16 protein-coding genes are annotated in these 17,075 nt (G+C 35.5%); 9 read left to right on the forward strand and 7 right to left on the reverse strand.

Annotated elements, in window-relative coordinates:
* Positions 1 to 133: 133 nt before the first annotated feature.
* Positions 134 to 1,489 carry an APC family permease gene (locus QUF86_RS23315; protein ID WP_289335841.1) on the reverse strand — a complete coding sequence of 452 codons (1,356 nt, stop codon included), beginning with the start codon at positions 1,487 to 1,489 and terminating at the stop codon, positions 134 to 136.
* A gap of 49 nt (positions 1,490 to 1,538) precedes the next feature.
* Here QUF86_RS23315 and QUF86_RS23320 point away from each other — a divergent pair, with 49 nt between their 5' ends.
* Complete coding sequence (locus QUF86_RS23320) at positions 1,539 to 2,444, forward strand: MerR family transcriptional regulator (protein WP_289316993.1); 906 nt, start codon at positions 1,539 to 1,541, stop codon at positions 2,442 to 2,444.
* A 980-nt stretch (positions 2,445 to 3,424) separates the two neighbouring features.
* Here the strand turns inward: QUF86_RS23320 and QUF86_RS23325 are convergent.
* A complete protein-coding gene (locus QUF86_RS23325; RefSeq protein ID WP_289316994.1) occupies positions 3,425 to 3,631 on the reverse strand; it encodes a hypothetical protein in 207 nt (68 codons plus the stop codon).
* 304 nt (positions 3,632 to 3,935) lie between these two features.
* Here QUF86_RS23325 and QUF86_RS23330 point away from each other — a divergent pair, with 304 nt between their 5' ends.
* The 4 genes from QUF86_RS23330 to QUF86_RS23345 all read left to right on the forward strand — a co-directional run bounded on the left by QUF86_RS23330 (position 3,936) and on the right by QUF86_RS23345 (position 7,867).
* Positions 3,936 to 4,445, forward strand: a complete 510-nt coding sequence (locus tag QUF86_RS23330) for a DinB family protein (protein ID WP_289316995.1) — start codon at positions 3,936 to 3,938, stop codon at positions 4,443 to 4,445.
* Between the two features lie 42 nt (positions 4,446 to 4,487).
* Positions 4,488 to 4,652, forward strand: coding sequence for a hypothetical protein (locus QUF86_RS23335; protein ID WP_289335842.1), 165 nt, complete (start codon positions 4,488 to 4,490; stop codon positions 4,650 to 4,652).
* Between the two features lie 837 nt (positions 4,653 to 5,489).
* Positions 5,490 to 6,995, forward strand: a complete 1,506-nt coding sequence (locus QUF86_RS23340; protein ID WP_289316997.1) for a DHA2 family efflux MFS transporter permease subunit — start codon at positions 5,490 to 5,492, stop codon at positions 6,993 to 6,995.
* A 290-nt stretch (positions 6,996 to 7,285) separates the two neighbouring features.
* A complete protein-coding gene (locus tag QUF86_RS23345) occupies positions 7,286 to 7,867 on the forward strand; it encodes a YitT family protein (RefSeq protein ID WP_289335843.1) in 582 nt (193 codons plus the stop codon).
* A gap of 187 nt (positions 7,868 to 8,054) precedes the next feature.
* Here QUF86_RS23345 and QUF86_RS28760 read toward each other — a convergent pair whose 3' ends face one another.
* Entirely contained in the window at positions 8,055 to 8,240 is a 186-nt protein-coding gene (locus tag QUF86_RS28760; protein WP_353957680.1) for a DUF2512 family protein, read from the reverse strand.
* A gap of 399 nt (positions 8,241 to 8,639) precedes the next feature.
* Here QUF86_RS28760 and QUF86_RS23350 point away from each other — a divergent pair, with 399 nt between their 5' ends.
* Both QUF86_RS23350 and QUF86_RS23355 read left to right on the forward strand, forming a co-directional pair.
* On the forward strand, positions 8,640 to 9,026 hold the full coding sequence (locus tag QUF86_RS23350; protein ID WP_289335844.1) for a hypothetical protein: 387 nt from the start codon (positions 8,640 to 8,642) through the stop codon (positions 9,024 to 9,026).
* A gap of 190 nt (positions 9,027 to 9,216) precedes the next feature.
* Entirely contained in the window at positions 9,217 to 9,615 is a 399-nt protein-coding gene (locus tag QUF86_RS23355; RefSeq protein ID WP_289335845.1) for a DoxX family protein, read from the forward strand.
* A gap of 116 nt (positions 9,616 to 9,731) precedes the next feature.
* On the opposite strand, the gene QUF86_RS23360 is transcribed toward QUF86_RS23355, so the two are convergent.
* From QUF86_RS23360 to QUF86_RS23370, 3 genes are all read right to left on the reverse strand, one after another.
* On the reverse strand, positions 9,732 to 10,388 hold the full coding sequence (locus QUF86_RS23360) for a class D sortase (RefSeq protein WP_289335846.1): 657 nt from the start codon (positions 10,386 to 10,388) through the stop codon (positions 9,732 to 9,734).
* A gap of 1 nt (position 10,389) precedes the next feature.
* Positions 10,390 to 11,802 (reverse strand): processed acidic surface protein, encoded by a 1,413-nt coding sequence (locus QUF86_RS23365; RefSeq protein WP_289335847.1) that lies wholly within the window; start codon positions 11,800 to 11,802, stop codon positions 10,390 to 10,392.
* A gap of 284 nt (positions 11,803 to 12,086) precedes the next feature.
* On the reverse strand, positions 12,087 to 13,055 hold the full coding sequence (locus tag QUF86_RS23370) for a sulfite oxidase (protein WP_353957681.1): 969 nt from the start codon (positions 13,053 to 13,055) through the stop codon (positions 12,087 to 12,089).
* A 905-nt stretch (positions 13,056 to 13,960) separates the two neighbouring features.
* Here QUF86_RS23370 and QUF86_RS23375 point away from each other — a divergent pair.
* Positions 13,961 to 14,425, forward strand: a complete 465-nt coding sequence (locus QUF86_RS23375) for a hypothetical protein (RefSeq protein WP_289335849.1) — start codon at positions 13,961 to 13,963, stop codon at positions 14,423 to 14,425.
* A 613-nt stretch (positions 14,426 to 15,038) separates the two neighbouring features.
* Here the strand turns inward: QUF86_RS23375 and QUF86_RS23380 are convergent.
* Entirely contained in the window at positions 15,039 to 15,353 is a 315-nt protein-coding gene (locus QUF86_RS23380) for an MTH1187 family thiamine-binding protein (RefSeq protein WP_289317007.1), read from the reverse strand.
* A 1,370-nt stretch (positions 15,354 to 16,723) separates the two neighbouring features.
* Between QUF86_RS23380 and QUF86_RS23390 the strand changes: the two genes are divergently transcribed.
* The gene (locus tag QUF86_RS23390) at positions 16,724 to 17,041 is read left to right on the forward strand and encodes a hypothetical protein (protein WP_289317008.1); all 318 of its coding nucleotides are present in this window, start codon (positions 16,724 to 16,726) and stop codon (positions 17,039 to 17,041) included.
* Positions 17,042 to 17,075: the final 34 nt, after the last annotated feature.

A 17,075-nucleotide genomic window follows, 5' to 3' on the forward strand; every position in this document is an offset into this window, starting at 1 on the left:
ACCCCCAGTTCATTATTCTTACTTTAGAGATCTTACATTCAGAAATAGATAGCGCTTTCATATTTCTGTGTTTTCAATGTATTCACACCTCCTTAAGTTACTTATACTTACACCTTTTTAGCGGAATAACAGATTATATTTCCTCTACCTTTTGAGGGATTATCTCTTCTTCAAAATGAAACTCAGGAAGGGGATTGTGAAAAAATTTTGTCATATAAAGAAGATATGCTAAGCCACATACCACCCAGATGCCTCCAAGGATCAATGCCTCCATTTCTAGATGTGACCATAACCACATAGTAAATGCTGCGCCCATGAGCGGTAAAAATAAATAACTTATGCAGTCGTTAAAAGAACGTTTCTGACTTCTTATAAAATAATGGGCGATGACAGAAAGATTAACAGATGTAAAAGCAATGAGCCCTCCAAAATTGATAAACTTGATGACTTGCTCCAGAGTTAATACGACACCTAGTAAAGAAATTATCCCTATCACGATAATACCGTGTGACGGTGTTTTAAATTTGGGATGAATATAACCAAATTGTTTAGGCAATACAGAATCCCGGCCCATTGCATATAACACACGTGATGCGCTTGTAATTGAAGCAACTCCTGAAGAAAAGTTACCAATAATTACTGCAGTTATAAATAATGATTTGAATAGGTTTCCTCCAACTAGTATAGCGATTTCCATGGCTGCTGAATCAGTGTTTTCAAATGAAAAACCCGGATAGACCAATTGTGCTAAGTAGGAAGAGCCAATATACAAAACTCCTATAAACAGCAACATTATGATAATAGCTCTTGGGATAGTTTTTTCAGGATTGATTGTTTCCTCTGACAAGGTAGTAAGTGAGTCAAAACCAAGAAAACTAAAACAAAGAATTGAAGATCCTGCTAAGATTACTGAAAAGGGAACCTCTGAATTGAAGAATGGTTTACTCGAGAAAAGAGTGCCTGTCCCTACTCCATCTAATAAATTTTTGACGGTTAATATCCAGAAAAAACAAACGAAAATGATTTGAGCAATAACGAAAATTTTACTTGCGGATGCTGATGTCTTTACCCCTAGTATGCTCGGTACAACTATGATAGTAGTTAAAAGAATAATCCACACAAAATGCGGAATCCCTGGAAACACTGCACTTAAAAAGACAGTGGACATCAAACACGTCACCATAGGCGTTAACATATAATCAAGCAAAATTGTCCAACCAACAACAAACCCAACTTTAGGATTAATAGATTTTTGGGTAAATGTATAGGCTGAACCAGAGATAGGGTATGCCTTTGCCATCTTTCCATAGCTGAGCGCTGTAAAAAATATTGCTAGAAATGCAATACTATAAGCACCCGTAATTACACCATGTGAGGTTACGCTAGCTATTCCATAGGTATTAAAAAATACCATGGGGTTATTCCAAGCAATCCCTAAAAAAACAACCTGTGATAAAGTAAGTGTTCTAGCAAGTTTTTTCCGTTTCATAATCAGCTCCCCCACATTTTTAAAGAATACTCAGAAGATTTCAATAATTGTGTATTTTGATTATAAAGGTTGTTGTAACACAAAGGTCAACACCTGTATTATATTTTTTAAGGGGGCGATTTATCTGAAAGAAAAATTAACTATTGGTGAGATGGCTAAGTTACGAGGGATGACTACGGAGACCTTGCGCCATTATGATCGGATTAATTTATTCAAGCCGAAATATATCGATTCACATTCGGGATATCGCTACTATTCTATTTTCCAGTACGAGGTTTTAGGAACCATTAAAGAATTACGGCAACTTGGAATGAGTACGGACGAAATAAAGGATTATTTCAATGAACGTAATTTCCGTAAGTCTTTAGACATTCTTAAAGTTAAGCACGCAGAACTTGTTTCAAAGCTTAATGAATTAACCGACTTGGAAGAAAATATCCAGAAAAAGATTGTATATTTGGATCATATATCAAGAGAAAAAGAACTACAAACGGTCATGTTGCACAACATAGAACGCAGAAAATTAATTACATTGAATGAAAAAATCAATAATAATATAGAGCTCTGTTATGGAGTTATAAGGCTAGAAAATATGCTTGCAGAAAAGTCACCGATTCTGGCTAGTAACAGACTAGGAATTCTCATCCAGGAAGCAGATCTTAAATCTAAACGTTTTGAAGAACCATCAGTCATTTTTGTTGTGGCAAAAAGTAAAGAAAAAATACCAAAGCAATACCAAAAAATCATTCCTGCTGGGTTGTTTGCGTGTATCCGTTATAATGGAGAATTATTATGGAACCGAAGTGAAAGCTTGAGTAAAATAATTGATTATCTTGATGAAGGTGGTTATCAAATTATCGGCGATGCGCTGCAAATTATGCATGTTGATATTACAATCACTGATAAACCAAACGAGATTACCTTTGAAATTCAAGTTCCCGTTCAAAAAGTCTGACCTATATGCGCAGGACAAATGTTTATGTATGGTTTAGACGAAAGATATAGTAGAAGTTTTGATATGAAATTGAACTAGCTAATGGCTAGTTCTTCTTTTATAAGAGATGCTGATGAAATAAACAATTAAATGAGAATCTTAACTCTTCGTTTTATAAAATTCACATATTACACTAATGTTTAATAGGAATATTTTATTAATTTATATACGGTGTCCTACCACATCCGCCATCAAGCTAAGTAAGAGATAATATAATAATGTGTTCTCTTTAATTTGCAATGGTAACACCAAAAATGCGCATAAAAAAAACATCAAACAGGTTAAAAAAAATACAAAATACTAAAATATAAAAGACCGTTTTCTTGTTATAACGATGACATTTCCTTCCCCTTTTTTCTCCAAAAGGTGAGACAGACGGAGTCTACTTCGAATGGTTCATTTATAGTACCAATTTGCAATGGCGCAGCAGGTATTGGATTTATTTGCTAAACAGAGTTTTTATACGGTAAGCGTATTGGTGAACCTTTTCTCTCCTCGTTTACTCAATATGGGAAGCTCATCGGAAAATAAATGGATGAATCCGACCTGCCCCGTCCAAGAAAGGGAGTATTTTTATAGAATTCCTAAGCATATAAACGAGAGAGAAATTCTACGCTTTTACACAATTTCTGATGAAGAATTGCAACTAGATAATCACAATGGACATTTTCGGAAGTATGCAACTAATAAGAACTTATGTATTTAAAGCCTCTAAGTTAGCAATACTTTATTTCAGGCTCTAGAGATGTTGAAAGAAATGGGGTTAAAAAGAAGTAGAAAATATAAGGACTTTTAAGAGGATCTTTTACTCCAAATCTCACTGTATACAATTTGAATCACAATGATATAAATTTGAAACGTTTTTTTGTCTCTTTGTAAAGTTCAAATTCCCAGATTCACCTCTCTTACTCCAAATAAAAAGCATCCCCGAAAGGATGCACTTACATTGATTCATAGTTTTTAATTTCAAATTCATTCTCAGGCCGATTAATCGACTTTCCCAATTTTTTAATAAGCTCTTGGTAATCCTTAGTATCATTAGGATCTATACCTTCTCTGACGTTCAGTATCTCATATCGGTCATACTTCTCTGGAATAAGTTTTCCGTCAGCATGGATATAAAGCCTATATTTAATTCTCAGATTCATATTACCATCTCCTTTACTATCAGTTCGATATAAGGAGCTAATTTCCTGCAAGAAATAATACCTATATATGGCAAAAACTATTCATTTTATAATCAGAATGCTCGTAGCTCGTATTATCTCTTTTCTAAACATGTATATTCGCGATTTCAGCAGGGGGGAAGTATGAAGTAACTTCATCCCCTTACCTAAGGATTGTTGTATATAAAATAGAAAAACCAGATTAATATACTTTCACCTGAATTTTTTTTGTTATTCAGGCATAAATTGTTCAATACGAAAAAAAAGAGAAGTGGAGGTTTTTTATATGACACACCCCGAACCAGTTTTAAAAATGTACAACTACCACGTGTGGGCAAATGGCGTTATCATTGATCGTTTAAAAGAACTTCCACAGCACATTTATCATAAGGATATTCAGAGTGGTTTTTCTTCGGTATCAAAAGTGTTGTCTCACATTTATCTCACAGATTACGCTTGGTTTGACATTATCTCAGGTAATAGTATGAATGAAGCAATGGCGGCTTCTGATCAATTAAAAGAAGTGGTGGAAAAGAAAAGTATTGAGGAAATGAAAAAAATATTCCTAGACTTATCTGAAAGAAACAAAGCACTTCTGAACAGTCAAGAAGATATGGATAAGGTAATTGTGGTGGATAACCCGTATGCAGGTTTGCTTGAAACTTCTATTTCCGAGTCGGTATTACACGTTGTCACTCACGGATCATATCATCGAGGCAATATAGCTACCATGTTGCGGCAAATGGGGCACACTTCCGTTATGCAAGATTTTGGGCTTTACCTTTATTCAAAATAGCACGCCAAACTATAAACCATTATCCTATAGGGGGATGTATCGATGGATGAACTAGTTGGCTCTTGTGTGCACTGTGGTCACGATGTATATTGCACGGCTGGTTTTCTGAACGGTATTCTGTTAGATAACAAGAAAATCTTATGTTTTAATTGTAGGGAAATGTTAAATCCATTGATTGAAGCAGAAAGGTCCGGGGAGCAACTTTGAATAATCCATTTTCCGATTTGCAGGACCCAAATAAAATTAGAAGTTTTACTAAGTGAATAGTATGTGGGAAATGTGTAATCGCGCTTTTTAGTAAACCGGACAAAGTTCTTTTATATAATTGAGCATTGTTTGAAATTGTTGATTAGTGGATACCCGTTTTGAGTTGAATCCCACCTTTTTTATAAGGCTACAAATAGGTCATGCCAATGATTTGGCATGACCTATTTTGCCCGATGAACGGTCAGATTGACCTTGTTGGTCGTTTGCATCGAAAGCAATCTTTAATATTCTAAATAGATTAGCGCCAATATCACATTCTAAAAATTTAGCATAGTTTTTTGTACCAATCACGTCTATAATTTTATCGTTACTAACTATTTCCGTATGGTAATCTTCCAAAATGCGTTAAAAGGCATGATTTTAATCACGCCTTCTTACCAATTAATTATTTTTCAGTAAATATGTTAGAATGTGTTTAGATTGTTGAAATAATTCTTTTGATTCGTTTTCCATGACTTTGCCCGAATTGAACGGACTTTTAAATGAGCTTTCGAACCGTTACTGCAGCGAAATAAAAATCGTATCACTCCTCTGATTTATCACCTTTATTTCCTGATATTTTCTTAACAACATCCAAAAGAATACACCCTTAAATATTGTCCCTGTGAGTTGTGAAAAAAAGAAAAAACACCTTCAAAAGCCGTAATGGAGGTTATACACCTTAAGATGGTGTATATTGGTTGTAAAACTTAGTGAAGTCGCATTAGCGTCTAATACTTGAAAATATAGCAGGAAATACAATATGTACTAACTCAACAAAAAGGACGTGCCATAATAATGAATCACGATAAAACAGCAATCACTAAAGTTCGTACAGGCCCCATGTTTGCAGTGATGCTGGCTGGTGCTCTCGTCGCTTTCTTAAATCAGACTCTAATCAATATCGCATTGCCACAATTAATGAATCATTTTGAAATATCAGCTGCAACAGCTAATTGGCTTACAACTATCTTTTTACTTGTCAATGGGATTGTCATACCGATTACAGCTTTCTTAATGGAACGATTCAACACAAGGCAATTATATCTTGCTTCGATGGGACTCTTTGCTTTAGGAACTTTTCTATGTGGAGTTGCCCCTAGCTTCTCCGTCTTATTGATCGGACGTGTGGTTCAAGCTGCAGGTGCAGGGATTTTATTCCCTTTGATTACAAATGTAATTTTCACTTTATTCCCTCCTAACAGACGCGGTTTCGCAATGGGTATATTTGGTATCGCCATGAATTTTGCACCAGCCGTGGGACCGACGTTATCAGGATGGATCATACAAAACTATTCCTGGCGGGTTCTGTTTTTCATCATTTTCCCATTTGCCCTTCTTGACTTCATATTTGCAATTTTCATCATTAAAAAAGTAGGGAATACTAGCAGACCCAAACTCGATAAAACGGGTGTAATTCTATCCACTATCGGATTTGGCGGAGTTCTATACGGATTTGCTACAGGCGGTACCAAGGGCTGGGGCAGTTTCGAAGTCCTGACAATGTTCCTTGTTGGAGGAATCAGTTTAGCTTTATTTGTCTGGAGGCAATTTACTGTAAAGCATCCTATTCTGGAATTTAGAATTTTTCGTTACCGGATGTTCACATTAACGACAATCATCAACATCATCGCGACTATGGGTATGTTCTCTGGAATGATCATCATGCCAATCTATATGCAGAATATCCGTGGGTTCACTCCGATGGAATCCGGTCTCATGCTATTGCCTGGCGGTATTTTAATGGGAATCATGTCTCCTATCACAGGTAAGCTGTTTGATCGATTTGGTGCGAGATGGCTTGCGGTAAGCGGACTTGCCATCACTATTATTACAACCTATCTTTTAACACGGCTTGAAACAGATACGTCTTATTCTTATGTGGTGTGGGTATATACCATTAGAATGTTCGGCATGTCGATACTGATGATGCCTATCTTCACAGCTGGATTAAATGAATTGGCACTTAGCCTGAATAAATATGGAACAGCCATGGTCAATACGTTGAGAATGGTGGCAGGTGCCGTTGGCATGGCATTTTTTGTGTCTGTCATGACAAATCAGGGAACGAAACATGTACAGGAAATTTTAACTCAAAGAAACATATCACCAGAAAATACATCTCAAATGACCATGGCCATTAAACAAGGAAGCGTAATGGGAGTAGATGATGCATTCATGATAGCTACATGGTTAACCATAGTTGCGTTCATACTGGCCTTTTTCATACGGCGAACTTCACCACAAGAAGATACCATCACAAATCGTCTATCAAAAAAAATCAGCTTGAATAAGCAAAGTTAAACCTAACCTAGTTTCCAAGGTTTAATAAATCCTCTTATTTACGGACTTGCCCCATTAAGACATATAATTACTGAATAAGGGACACTTTTTATGAGTGTCTCTTATTTTTGCCCTGATTACATGGCCTCAAGGTGACGGCCTTTATTTTAATCCTGCTGAACTCAGCATATCATCTGAAAAACAAAGCCAACAATATACAAATAGCAATCGTAATTTCCAATCAGCCAAGTATATATTTAAATTCCTCTCATATATTTTAAGATAATGATTTGGACAAGGGGAATATTTTTATGAAAAAGTTTGTTACTCTGCTTTTTTCAAGTTTTTGTATTGGAATTGGTCTTAACCTGTTTATAATCCCCATTCATCTATTAAATGGCGGGATATTTGGAATAAGTTTGTTAATCAAATATGTTTGGGGTATTCAGATTGGGCATACCATGATCATAATCAACATTCCCATATACCTTCTATCTCTTCTATACGATAAGTCTTATTTCTTTAATGCCCTACTTGGGTTAGCTTTTACTTCAACCATTATTGATTGGCTAACACCTTTAAACGGTTTGGTTCATCTACCGATCATAACGAGTGCCATTATCGGTGGAATGACGATTGGGATTGGTGTTGGTTTTATGCTGAGACAACATATTAGCCCCGGTGGAGTGGATTTGCTAGCACTATTAATCTCAAAATCCACAGCAACTAATCCTGGAATAGTTATTTTTATTATAGATTCACTAATAGTAATTGCGGGAATTATTATATTGAAAGACTTAAAGTTAATGTATTCCATCCTCACGATTTCCTGTGTCGGGATATGCGTCATTTTAATCAATTCTTTTAAGTCAATAAATTTTTTTATAAGATAAGCCATACCTACAATTGCTGCAACAGGGCCAAATACAATGTTCGCAATGTTACACTATTCATATCCGCCAACACTTTCAGGGATAAAAGCAGCAAAGCTAATCATGGAACATTCTTAAAATAACATCAAAAAGGCAGTGGTTAAATTAGCCACTGCCTTTTACAATAAAGAAAACTCCAAAATCACCTTCAAGCGGTGGACTTTTCGACTTTCCCTGATGTAATTAAAAATCTGTGAGTAAAGTATTCTATTACACCAAGTAATAATCCTACAATAATTGCTCCTATGAAAGTGATGGAAGCATTCCATAAAAGATTAGAAAGAATATACACAATCAAAAAGGTAGCTACAAAATCCGCTCCAACACTTATCATTTTGATTCACTCTCTAGATAAGGGTGTAATTGCTTTACTTCATGTTTACTGGTTTATGCAACCCTCACTAGATTGAAGAAATTTACAACACTCCTGCCAAATAACTGGAGACGCTTGCGGCGAGGAGGCTTGGCAGACAGTCGCACGTTTACTCGTGATTTCGCGCTGTTTACTCGTGAGTTTTGCTATTTTACTCGTGAGTTTGGCATGTTTACTCGTGAATTCGTGCTGCACTCGTGATTTCGCACTTTTACTCGTGATTTCGCGCTGTTTACTCGTAAATTCAGCATGTTTACTCGTGAATTTCGTGCTGCACCCGTGATTTCGCACTTTTACTCGTGATTTCGCGCTGTTTACTCGTGAATTTTGCTATTTTACTCGTGAATTCGTGCTGCAACCGTGATTTCGCACTGTTTACTCGTGAATTTTGCTATTTTACTCGTGAGTTTTACTATTTTACTCGTGAGTTTGAGCTATTTACTCGTGAATTCAGCATGTTTACTCGTGAATTCGTGCTGCACCCGTGATTTCGCACTTTTACTCGTGATTTCGCGCTGTTTACTCGTGAGTTTTGCTATTTTACTCGTGAGTTTGAGCTATTTACTCGTAAATTCAGCATTTTTACTCGTGAAATCGTGCTGCACCCGTGATTTCGCACTTTTACTCGTGAGTTTTGCTATTTTACTCGTGAGTTTGAGCTATTTACTCGTAAATTCAACATGTTTACTCGTGAATTCGTGCTGCACCCATAATATAGGCTGTTCACTCGTGGGTGCGGATTTCTGAAATCAACTGACGTTTTAAATGAAAAAAACTGCATGCAAACTCGTTTTTCTTCGAGTTAGCCTACATTCAAGCGATTCTTAAAGAATCGCGTCACGACTGTTGAAGTTCAATAATTTTTTATAGAATGCATTAATAAAAGGGAAGTGGAATATGATTAAAATGTCAATCTAAGGGAGGGAATGAATAATAAATGAAAAAAATAAATATTATATACTGGATTTTCACAGGGCTTTTGGCGGCATTAATGGTTTTAGGTTCCATTCCGGATATAATGTCTGTTCCCGATGCAGTCGCTTTATTTAATCATTTAGGTTATCCTACCTACCTTCTACCCTTTCTTGGTATTGCCAAATTATTAGGTGTCGTGGCGATACTTATTCCTGGTTTTCCGAGAATTAAGGAATGGGCCTATGCCGGTTTTGTATTTGATTTGACTGGTGCTATGTATTCAAGCATATCAGTGGGCGACCCTGCCAGTGAATGGCTTCTATTCATTATTGGATATATTTTGATTGCCGGCTCTTATATTTTCCATCACAAAAAAGTAAAATCCGCTTCATTAAGTAATAAGAATAGCTTAACAGTATAATAAATTGGCAACCACCTACACATTTAAGGAGAATTGGATACTAAAAGAGTCCCAATAAGATTTACTTTATTGGGACTCTTGCTTATATTTCAGAACATTAGGTGTTATAAAAAATCTTAACTTACTGTTTTTGAAGACAAATAAGCGACAAGTATATAGCGTTCAGGTGCAGATCCGATAAAATCAAAGGGATAGCAGGTACTGACGGTTAGCGTTGCTCTTGGTTTTGGTACGATTACGGTTCGATCATCCTCATCCACAATTCGAACTTTGTTGACTTTGTATGTGAACTCTCCTGCAGATGTTCTTACAATCAACAAATCTCCCTCGCCTACTTGCCCGAGTTTACGGAATACCGTATCTCTATGACCGGAAAGAACGGAATTGTCATTTTCACCTGGTAGCACACTTTCTGCAAAGTGACCAACGCCTTTCTCCAATTCATCCTCATTTGTTCCATGAAAAATAGGTAGTTTCGCTTTTAATTTTGGGATATAGAGTTCCCCAATTTCTTCACCTGTTTTAGGCCGGACAGGATAAAGCTCCTTCGTTGTTGCTTTCTTACTTGTTGGTTTCTGCACTGTTTCTGTTTCTGTTTCTGTTTCTGCTTCTGTTTCTGTTTCTTTTACTTGGCTACTTGGAGCGTGAGTCTTGTAAAGAAAGTATCCTTTTGCAAACTTATACATATTAGTTGTGGAGAACCAAAACCCAAATAAAATGATAACAATAGAACAAGAAAATAGAAGCAACCGCTTTTTTTTAAATTGTTTCATATTAAGCTTTCCTGATTTTTCGATACATCAAGCTTCCGAACAAGACAATGAACAGTCCTAAAAGGGCATTAGGGATATAATCGGAAGCGGTGTTTGGAAGTTTAGCCCCTTTTACCGTTTGATGTTCCGAATTCTTATGAGTGCTGATGATCTTTTGTTTAACTGGTTTAGCAACTGGTGCCTTTTCAATCGTCTTTGTCACTTCTTTAGCAGATTCCTTTATTTGTTGGCCTGCATTAGTAACAGTGTTAGAATCGACCATATCACCCGTAATCAAAAGATCGGCTAAGAACTTCCCGTCAGTTGTGTATATCGCTATTTTCAGGTTAGCACCCTTCAACTCTTCCAATTTCATTAAATCCAAAAGGGATACAGGTGATTCCGTGCCACTTTTCACAAGGGAATAGGATACTTTTAGCTTAAAGATGGAAAGTAATTCTTCATAGATAGATGCCATTTCAGCTATCTGTTCTGCTGTAAGCTCAGTTGCTACTTCAAATTCCTCAAAAGCCATCATGCGGTTGCCCAATTCTTCAAGTCGCTCGACTGTTGCCGGATCGGAAAGATGCTCTTCCAAAGACATTAAATGGTCTTCAAGTCGCAATAGTTCCTCTTCCGTAAGACCGAGTTCTTCTTCGAAAATAGGAAGCAGATCCTCGACAACTTCACCTTCCAACTCCCCACCAGTAAGGGTCCAAACAGTTTCCTCAAGATTATCTATGTAAATATAATCGTTAATATCTTCACCATTTTCTTCTAACATTTGAAGAAGGGATCCTTTATCCAGTCCATAATTCTCATTAAAATAATCTAAGTTGCTTAGGTCTGCCTTTATGACGTCACCTAAGAATTCGCTAAGCTCTTCGACAGACTCAAATTCTTCCATGCTAAAATCATATAAGTCTAATGACGCTTCAATTTTTTCTTTTGTTACTTCGAAGCCTCTTTCCTTGCTAACCCTGGCTAAATATTTGACTAATTCCTGGTCAAAGTTTGGATCGCGTTCAAAATCTCCCTCTTCTGCATAGAAATATACAGCTTCATCAAGGTTCCAGATAAAGATATAATCGTCAAGTTCTTCGCCATTTTCGTGTAATAGTTTAATTAGGCCTTCATGGGTTAGGTTATTATCCTCATAAATGGCATCTAAATTACTTAAATCCGCTTTAATAACTTCGCCTAAAGCATCTTTAAGATCATCAATAGATTGAAAGTCTTCAATACCCTCATCGTAATAAGAAAGAGAATTTTCAATATCATCCTTCGTCACTTCAAAGCCCCTTACATGGCTTACCTCTTTTAAATACTTTGTAAGTTCTTGCTCAAAATTATTGCTTTGAGCTGCCGATGTTAATTGTGGGAATAAGCTAATTAACAACGTAATTGAAAGTAAAATGGTCAACAGTTTTTTCATACTTTTCTCCTATTCATAACATTTCTATGTTTCTAGAAAATTATATAGGAATAACCATAACTTAACAACGAGGTTATTTTTCCCAAAAGGAGAAAAATGATATTTTTCTTACTTTGCCAACTAACTTTTAATAAGCATTTACCTCAAAACAAACTGCTTAAAATTACGGGAGATTGATTAATTCTCTTATTGAGCAAAATATTCCTGAATATATTCATCTATTTTGTTATGAAGCAAACATTTTGAAAGTTGTTTTACCAGATTTCTTTAAAATAAATTTCTAATTATTCTACCTTAACCTGAATTTTATCAATCGCATTATACCCATAACCCTTTTCATTCCAAAAAGGTAATAAAGGTTGAATTTGACCAAATGAATCTGTTGCTCTAGATATTATCGTATATTCACCTTTTTCTAATATAGTCCATTCAAATGACCAAGTAACCCATCCATAACCTACATTCTTACCAAGTGAAATATCGGCGTTTCTCCATGTATTTCCACCATCAATACTTATTTCCAGCTTTGTAATAACTCCTTTACCTGTCCATGCAATCCCTTTTATTGAATGCTTACCAGTATTTAAAATTTCCATATCCAGCGGTTTTTGTATAGTCGAATTTATATTTATCGTAGTGACTGGAAATGCATCTAGGTCATTGTCCTTATTTGGATAATACATGTAATCAATTGTTTGAAAAGGGCCAGTGAAATTAGAATTACTAACACTTATTTGTTTTATCCATTTAACAGATGCCATTGCATACCACTGCGGAACTATTAACCTCAGTGGATAACCATGTTTAAAAGGAATTGGCTGGTTATTATACTCATATGCAATGATGGTATCCGGGTGCAGTGCTTTCTCGATAGGCAAACTCCTAGTGTAGGTGTAAACCTCATCTAGATCGGTTCTGCTTCCATAATCATAACCCTCCACGACAACTTCTTTTGCCCCTTCTCTAATTCCAGATAGTTCAAGTAAGGTCCGTAAGGGTACACCCCTCCAAATGCCTTGGCTAATTGCTCCCTTTCCCCATTGTTCTCCAAAAGTTTTAGGTTCGAAGAGATTACGCTTGTCTCCCGAACATTCAAGGACAACTTCCACCGTTTTTGAGGGGTATTGAAGAATGTCTTGTATAGACAGTAGTAATGGAGCTGAAACTAGCCCAGTTATGGGGAGCCAATAGTTTGAATAGGAAAGAGTCGGATATGAAAAGTGGTTCCTTCTATAAAATAATTGATTTTCCATACTATCATCATTGATGAATTGAATGGGTGTCTCCTGATTTTCCGGTAGCAAACTACGTGTCGTTAAATAGGGTTTCACTTTACGATGTTTTGTCATAATTCCCTCCTAATTAGATTGAATCATAATAGATGTATACGTTAGTAGAGTCCAATTAGGTTATTTGATTAAAATTCCTTTATTCGTAATCATTTATTTGGAGCTTCGAAAGCTTTACTCCCCATTTACAAGCTTTTTTATTAAATATATTATTTAAGGTCATTTCAAAATTTTTATTAATTACAGAATGAGTGTTAGGGCCATGACAAGGCCAATTTTATATCGACTATTTAACAATGCGCCAAATTATCGAAAAAGTTATTGTAAGTATATTTTTTATTTGAAATAATTATAATTGGAATAACTGGCATAATCGGGAAGAACGGCAGCGGTGTAGGTTTCCCTATCATATTTTTAGTAGGAGTGTTTCAAATGGATAGTACTATACAATCATCTTTTGATAATTTACTGTCTCAAGATAAGGACTTACAATACTAAGCCTACAATCATATTCTTGATACTACTAAAGAGAGGTGAAGTGGGCTTATGACGTATGGGATCAATTGAAGCTGGATTTGTTTGCGATAGTCGAAATTGTCATGAACATAATGTTTGTTCATTACTTTAAGAAGATTTATAACTAGGAAGCACCTTTTTTGGTGCTTTTTAATTTTGATTCAATCATACATCCTCCTCACAGCTCCACCAACTCTATTGTAAGTATCGATTCATTCCCATTAATTCTTCATCTTTCAAATATTTAAACGAGAATCAGAAATAAAAAATATTTTTGCCCCTTAGCAGATTCTTTGTACTAATCTCTATTTCTCCTAATAAACTTAATAAAAAAACTATTTAGGAGGGGTCCAATGTTTAATAAATCTACGAATAGAAGTCTGAATAGTAATACTCCAACTATTTGTAAAATAAATGACGTCACTTACCAAAAGTACCATCTATATAAGAAATCATATGATCGGGAAGTATTGGTAATAAAAGATTACGGTGAAGACCGTGGTGTTACCAATAAAAGTATTGCGTTATTCGAAGCAGTTAAAGACCAATTTGACCGTTTTAAAATTGCAAAAATTGTTAAAGAAATTAATGACGACAATATTTTGGTCGATAGCGACCTCATCCTTATAGACAAAAAAGGAAATGAGTTACACCTATCTGGTTGTAGTTGCGGGTATGCTGGAACTGGTTCACATGGGACAGTTGAAATTTTGAATATGGCTGGATTCGAGATAGATAGAAGGTTTGTGATTTGCTCAAAAGGATTCACCCTTTTTCATCCAAATGAAGAAAAAGAACTTTATGGCGAACGTTTATAATTTTCAGTGAATATAGAATAAATACTGGAACCATTTTTCAAACAATTGTACTTTATAGGATTCTTATCTACACTACTGTTCTTTTTCATCTTTTTTTGAGCCTCATTTGTCATTATCACTACCTATTCTCATAGCATGAAATATATACACTTGGGCACGGCAGGATGCAAACAACAGCAGGTGCCTAAGGAACTCGAAGAAAAAAATGTGGATGGATATTCAAAATACATGGATTATGCCAATAAAAATACGAAATATCATGCATGTGGGCAGCCTGTCGGTTCCCTTTCATTTTATAAAAAAGCCTTGGTAACTGAGACACTCAGTAATACCAAGGCTTTAAAGCTATTTATACATGGACATATATTGTTCGCGTTCCCATGGGTAACCTTCGACCGGAACATACTTCATAGCATAATCAGCCCCCAATTGACTGTCAAGTCCACAAGGCTCGAATTCCATGTCTCTTAAGGATTCCCATGGTTCCTACAGTCCCCCTAGTCAAAAAATCAGCTCTCATAATGGACTAACTATCCTATGAAGTATTATCTTAATCTAATGCTCAGTTCTCCTGTTTTTTTAACCATTTCACTGGAGACCCTTACAGAAGCTGTTATTCCTCAAGCATGCCCTTCACCCGTTTTACTTTGTCTTCCATCTTGCGTTCTTTATCACGACGGTCATCGATTCGGATATTCGTACAAACTCTAGCAAGACCTTTTTCAAAAGGTACTTCGTGCATCGCTTGGATCACTTCAAACAATTTAGGCAGGTCGCCTTCAATGATTGTATTCATGGGTGTCAGTTGAAAACGAATTTCTCCCTTTTTTTCATATTCCTTTAATACTCTTTGAATATCTGCCACATAGCTGCTAACACTTGGAGTTTGTGTACCAACTGGAATAACCGTTACATCAACTATTGCCATTCTTATTCACCAATCCTTTTTATGTATTTCACTAAAGAAGCTTACTGTCATCTTCCTAGACGGATGTTTTTTACTAGTATAACTCAAACTTGGCACATACGTAATTAAATATAAGCTTTGAGCTAGTTACCACTTTATTGTTTCATAAATACATTTTTCGCATTAATTTTCCCTTACAAGTAGTGAATACTGCTACTTCACATATGCTGTGTGTATGTGGCAATACATGAGATGTCGGAATTTTTTTTTGAGAAGAAAGTTTATTTTACAGAATCATTCGGTACAATATCCACATTTCACATAAATTCAGATTGGCTGATCGTGCATCCAATCCAATTGATACATGTTTGATTGGCCAATTGCTTAAATTGAATTTTCTTTGAGGTTTCTTTGTTTATTTTAAAATCAAACATGAATTCAGATTCCTTATTTCTGCTTTTTATCGAATTTGGAAATCCCCCTATCTCACCTTCTAATCTCGAAATTTTTGGACTTTGCAACAGGCAAGGTCTATATTTATTCCTAACATCTAGTCCATTGATATTGATTCAATTGCATACTTTAGAACTTTCGGTGCCTTTTTAATTCCCTCTGTTCCAATAAAACTGCTCACACTCGCTATTAATATGCTTGAAGAAATAAATTTGACTACATAAAAAATTCCTGATCCAATAATTAGATCTAGGATTAAAAATCTTTTAATTGTTGAGCCTTTAATTATATAAATAACGATTTGATTGTTTTTTTTCCTACTCAGCTTTGTCACACCCTTATCTTTTTCTAAATGGTATGACAAAGAGAGGTTGTCATATACTTTGTTATTGCCAATCTATTATGGGGTAATACAATCCAACTCCTCTGATTGTTCCACACCAATCCGAAGAGCTAACGAAAGAAGGTATATAGTTAATTTTTCCGATTACAAAAAAAACCTTTATTGTCTGTTGAAATGCTTTTCCTTGGACTAATACAACCATTGCAAATTCAGTCGATCTAGATTCACTTAACGAAGAACTTCAAGAAGAAGTCAAGGAGTTAAATAAAAACGCTTTGCCTGATTTACCGGTTGTTTCGTCAAAGATGGTATGAGAAGTTTACTTTACTAATTGATGTTGTTCACGAATCAACGAGAAAGGCTATTAGGGGAGACTTTCCACAACTACCGCAGTAATTATCCTTTTTCAAATACATGGCATCCTTTTTACTTTTATCCGCAAAGATTACTATCCTGCCTTCAACCGCTCTTCGAATATCTTTGAACATGACGTACGCACCATAAGTTTCCATCGTACTATAGAAGTGTTTTTCAACTTACTTACCTACATCTACGGTATAATAGACCTATAAGATTTTATAGGAGGTGTTAAAACATGGTTAAACTAAAAAAAATTACCGAAGTATTAATTGATGTAAGAGAATCTGCTTTAACAATAGATTCAAAAGAATCTTGGAAAAAGATCACCAAAAAATACGATATGCTTATAGTTGGTGAAAAATTCAACAAAATTAGCACTATAGAACTGGGACATTCATTAAAATCAACCTATAATTATGAAATCGCCAATGATGAAATTCTTGAATTGGTTCCTAGAGCATGTAAAGAACTTGGAATGAAAACAGGGGAAATGAGATTATTAAAAGAAAAAGACCCCAGAAAAATAGATGCATATTCTATTGATTTATTTTAATAGTTACTAGTAGTCTCTGTTGTTATTCGGTTAA

The organism is Peribacillus sp. NJ11 (assembly GCF_030348405.1).
Lineage (GTDB): Bacteria > Bacillota > Bacilli > Bacillales > DSM-1321 > Peribacillus.

Coding starts and splice junctions, on each gene's coding strand:
- QUF86_RS23315 (WP_289335841.1), bottom strand. CDS start 1,489: ATGAAACGGAAAAAACTTGCTAGAACACTTACTTTATCACAGGTTGTT.
- QUF86_RS23325 (WP_289316994.1), bottom strand. CDS start 3,631: ATGAATCTGAGAATTAAATATAGGCTTTATATCCATGCTGACGGAAAA.
- QUF86_RS23330 (WP_289316995.1), top strand. CDS start 3,936: ATGACACACCCCGAACCAGTTTTAAAAATGTACAACTACCACGTGTGG.
- QUF86_RS23335 (WP_289335842.1), top strand. CDS start 4,488: ATGGATGAACTAGTTGGCTCTTGTGTGCACTGTGGTCACGATGTATAT.
- QUF86_RS23340 (WP_289316997.1), top strand. CDS start 5,490: ATGAATCACGATAAAACAGCAATCACTAAAGTTCGTACAGGCCCCATG.
- QUF86_RS23345 (WP_289335843.1), top strand. CDS start 7,286: ATGAAAAAGTTTGTTACTCTGCTTTTTTCAAGTTTTTGTATTGGAATT.
- QUF86_RS28760 (WP_353957680.1), bottom strand. CDS start 8,240: ATGATAAGTGTTGGAGCGGATTTTGTAGCTACCTTTTTGATTGTGTAT.
- QUF86_RS23355 (WP_289335845.1), top strand. CDS start 9,217: ATGAAAAAAATAAATATTATATACTGGATTTTCACAGGGCTTTTGGCG.
- QUF86_RS23360 (WP_289335846.1), bottom strand. CDS start 10,388: ATGAAACAATTTAAAAAAAAGCGGTTGCTTCTATTTTCTTGTTCTATT.
- QUF86_RS23365 (WP_289335847.1), bottom strand. CDS start 11,802: ATGAAAAAACTGTTGACCATTTTACTTTCAATTACGTTGTTAATTAGC.
- QUF86_RS23370 (WP_353957681.1), bottom strand. CDS start 13,055: ATGGAAAATCAATTATTTTATAGAAGGAACCACTTTTCATATCCGACT.
- QUF86_RS23375 (WP_289335849.1), top strand. CDS start 13,961: ATGTTTAATAAATCTACGAATAGAAGTCTGAATAGTAATACTCCAACT.
- QUF86_RS23380 (WP_289317007.1), bottom strand. CDS start 15,353: ATGGCAATAGTTGATGTAACGGTTATTCCAGTTGGTACACAAACTCCA.
- QUF86_RS23390 (WP_289317008.1), top strand. CDS start 16,724: ATGGTTAAACTAAAAAAAATTACCGAAGTATTAATTGATGTAAGAGAA.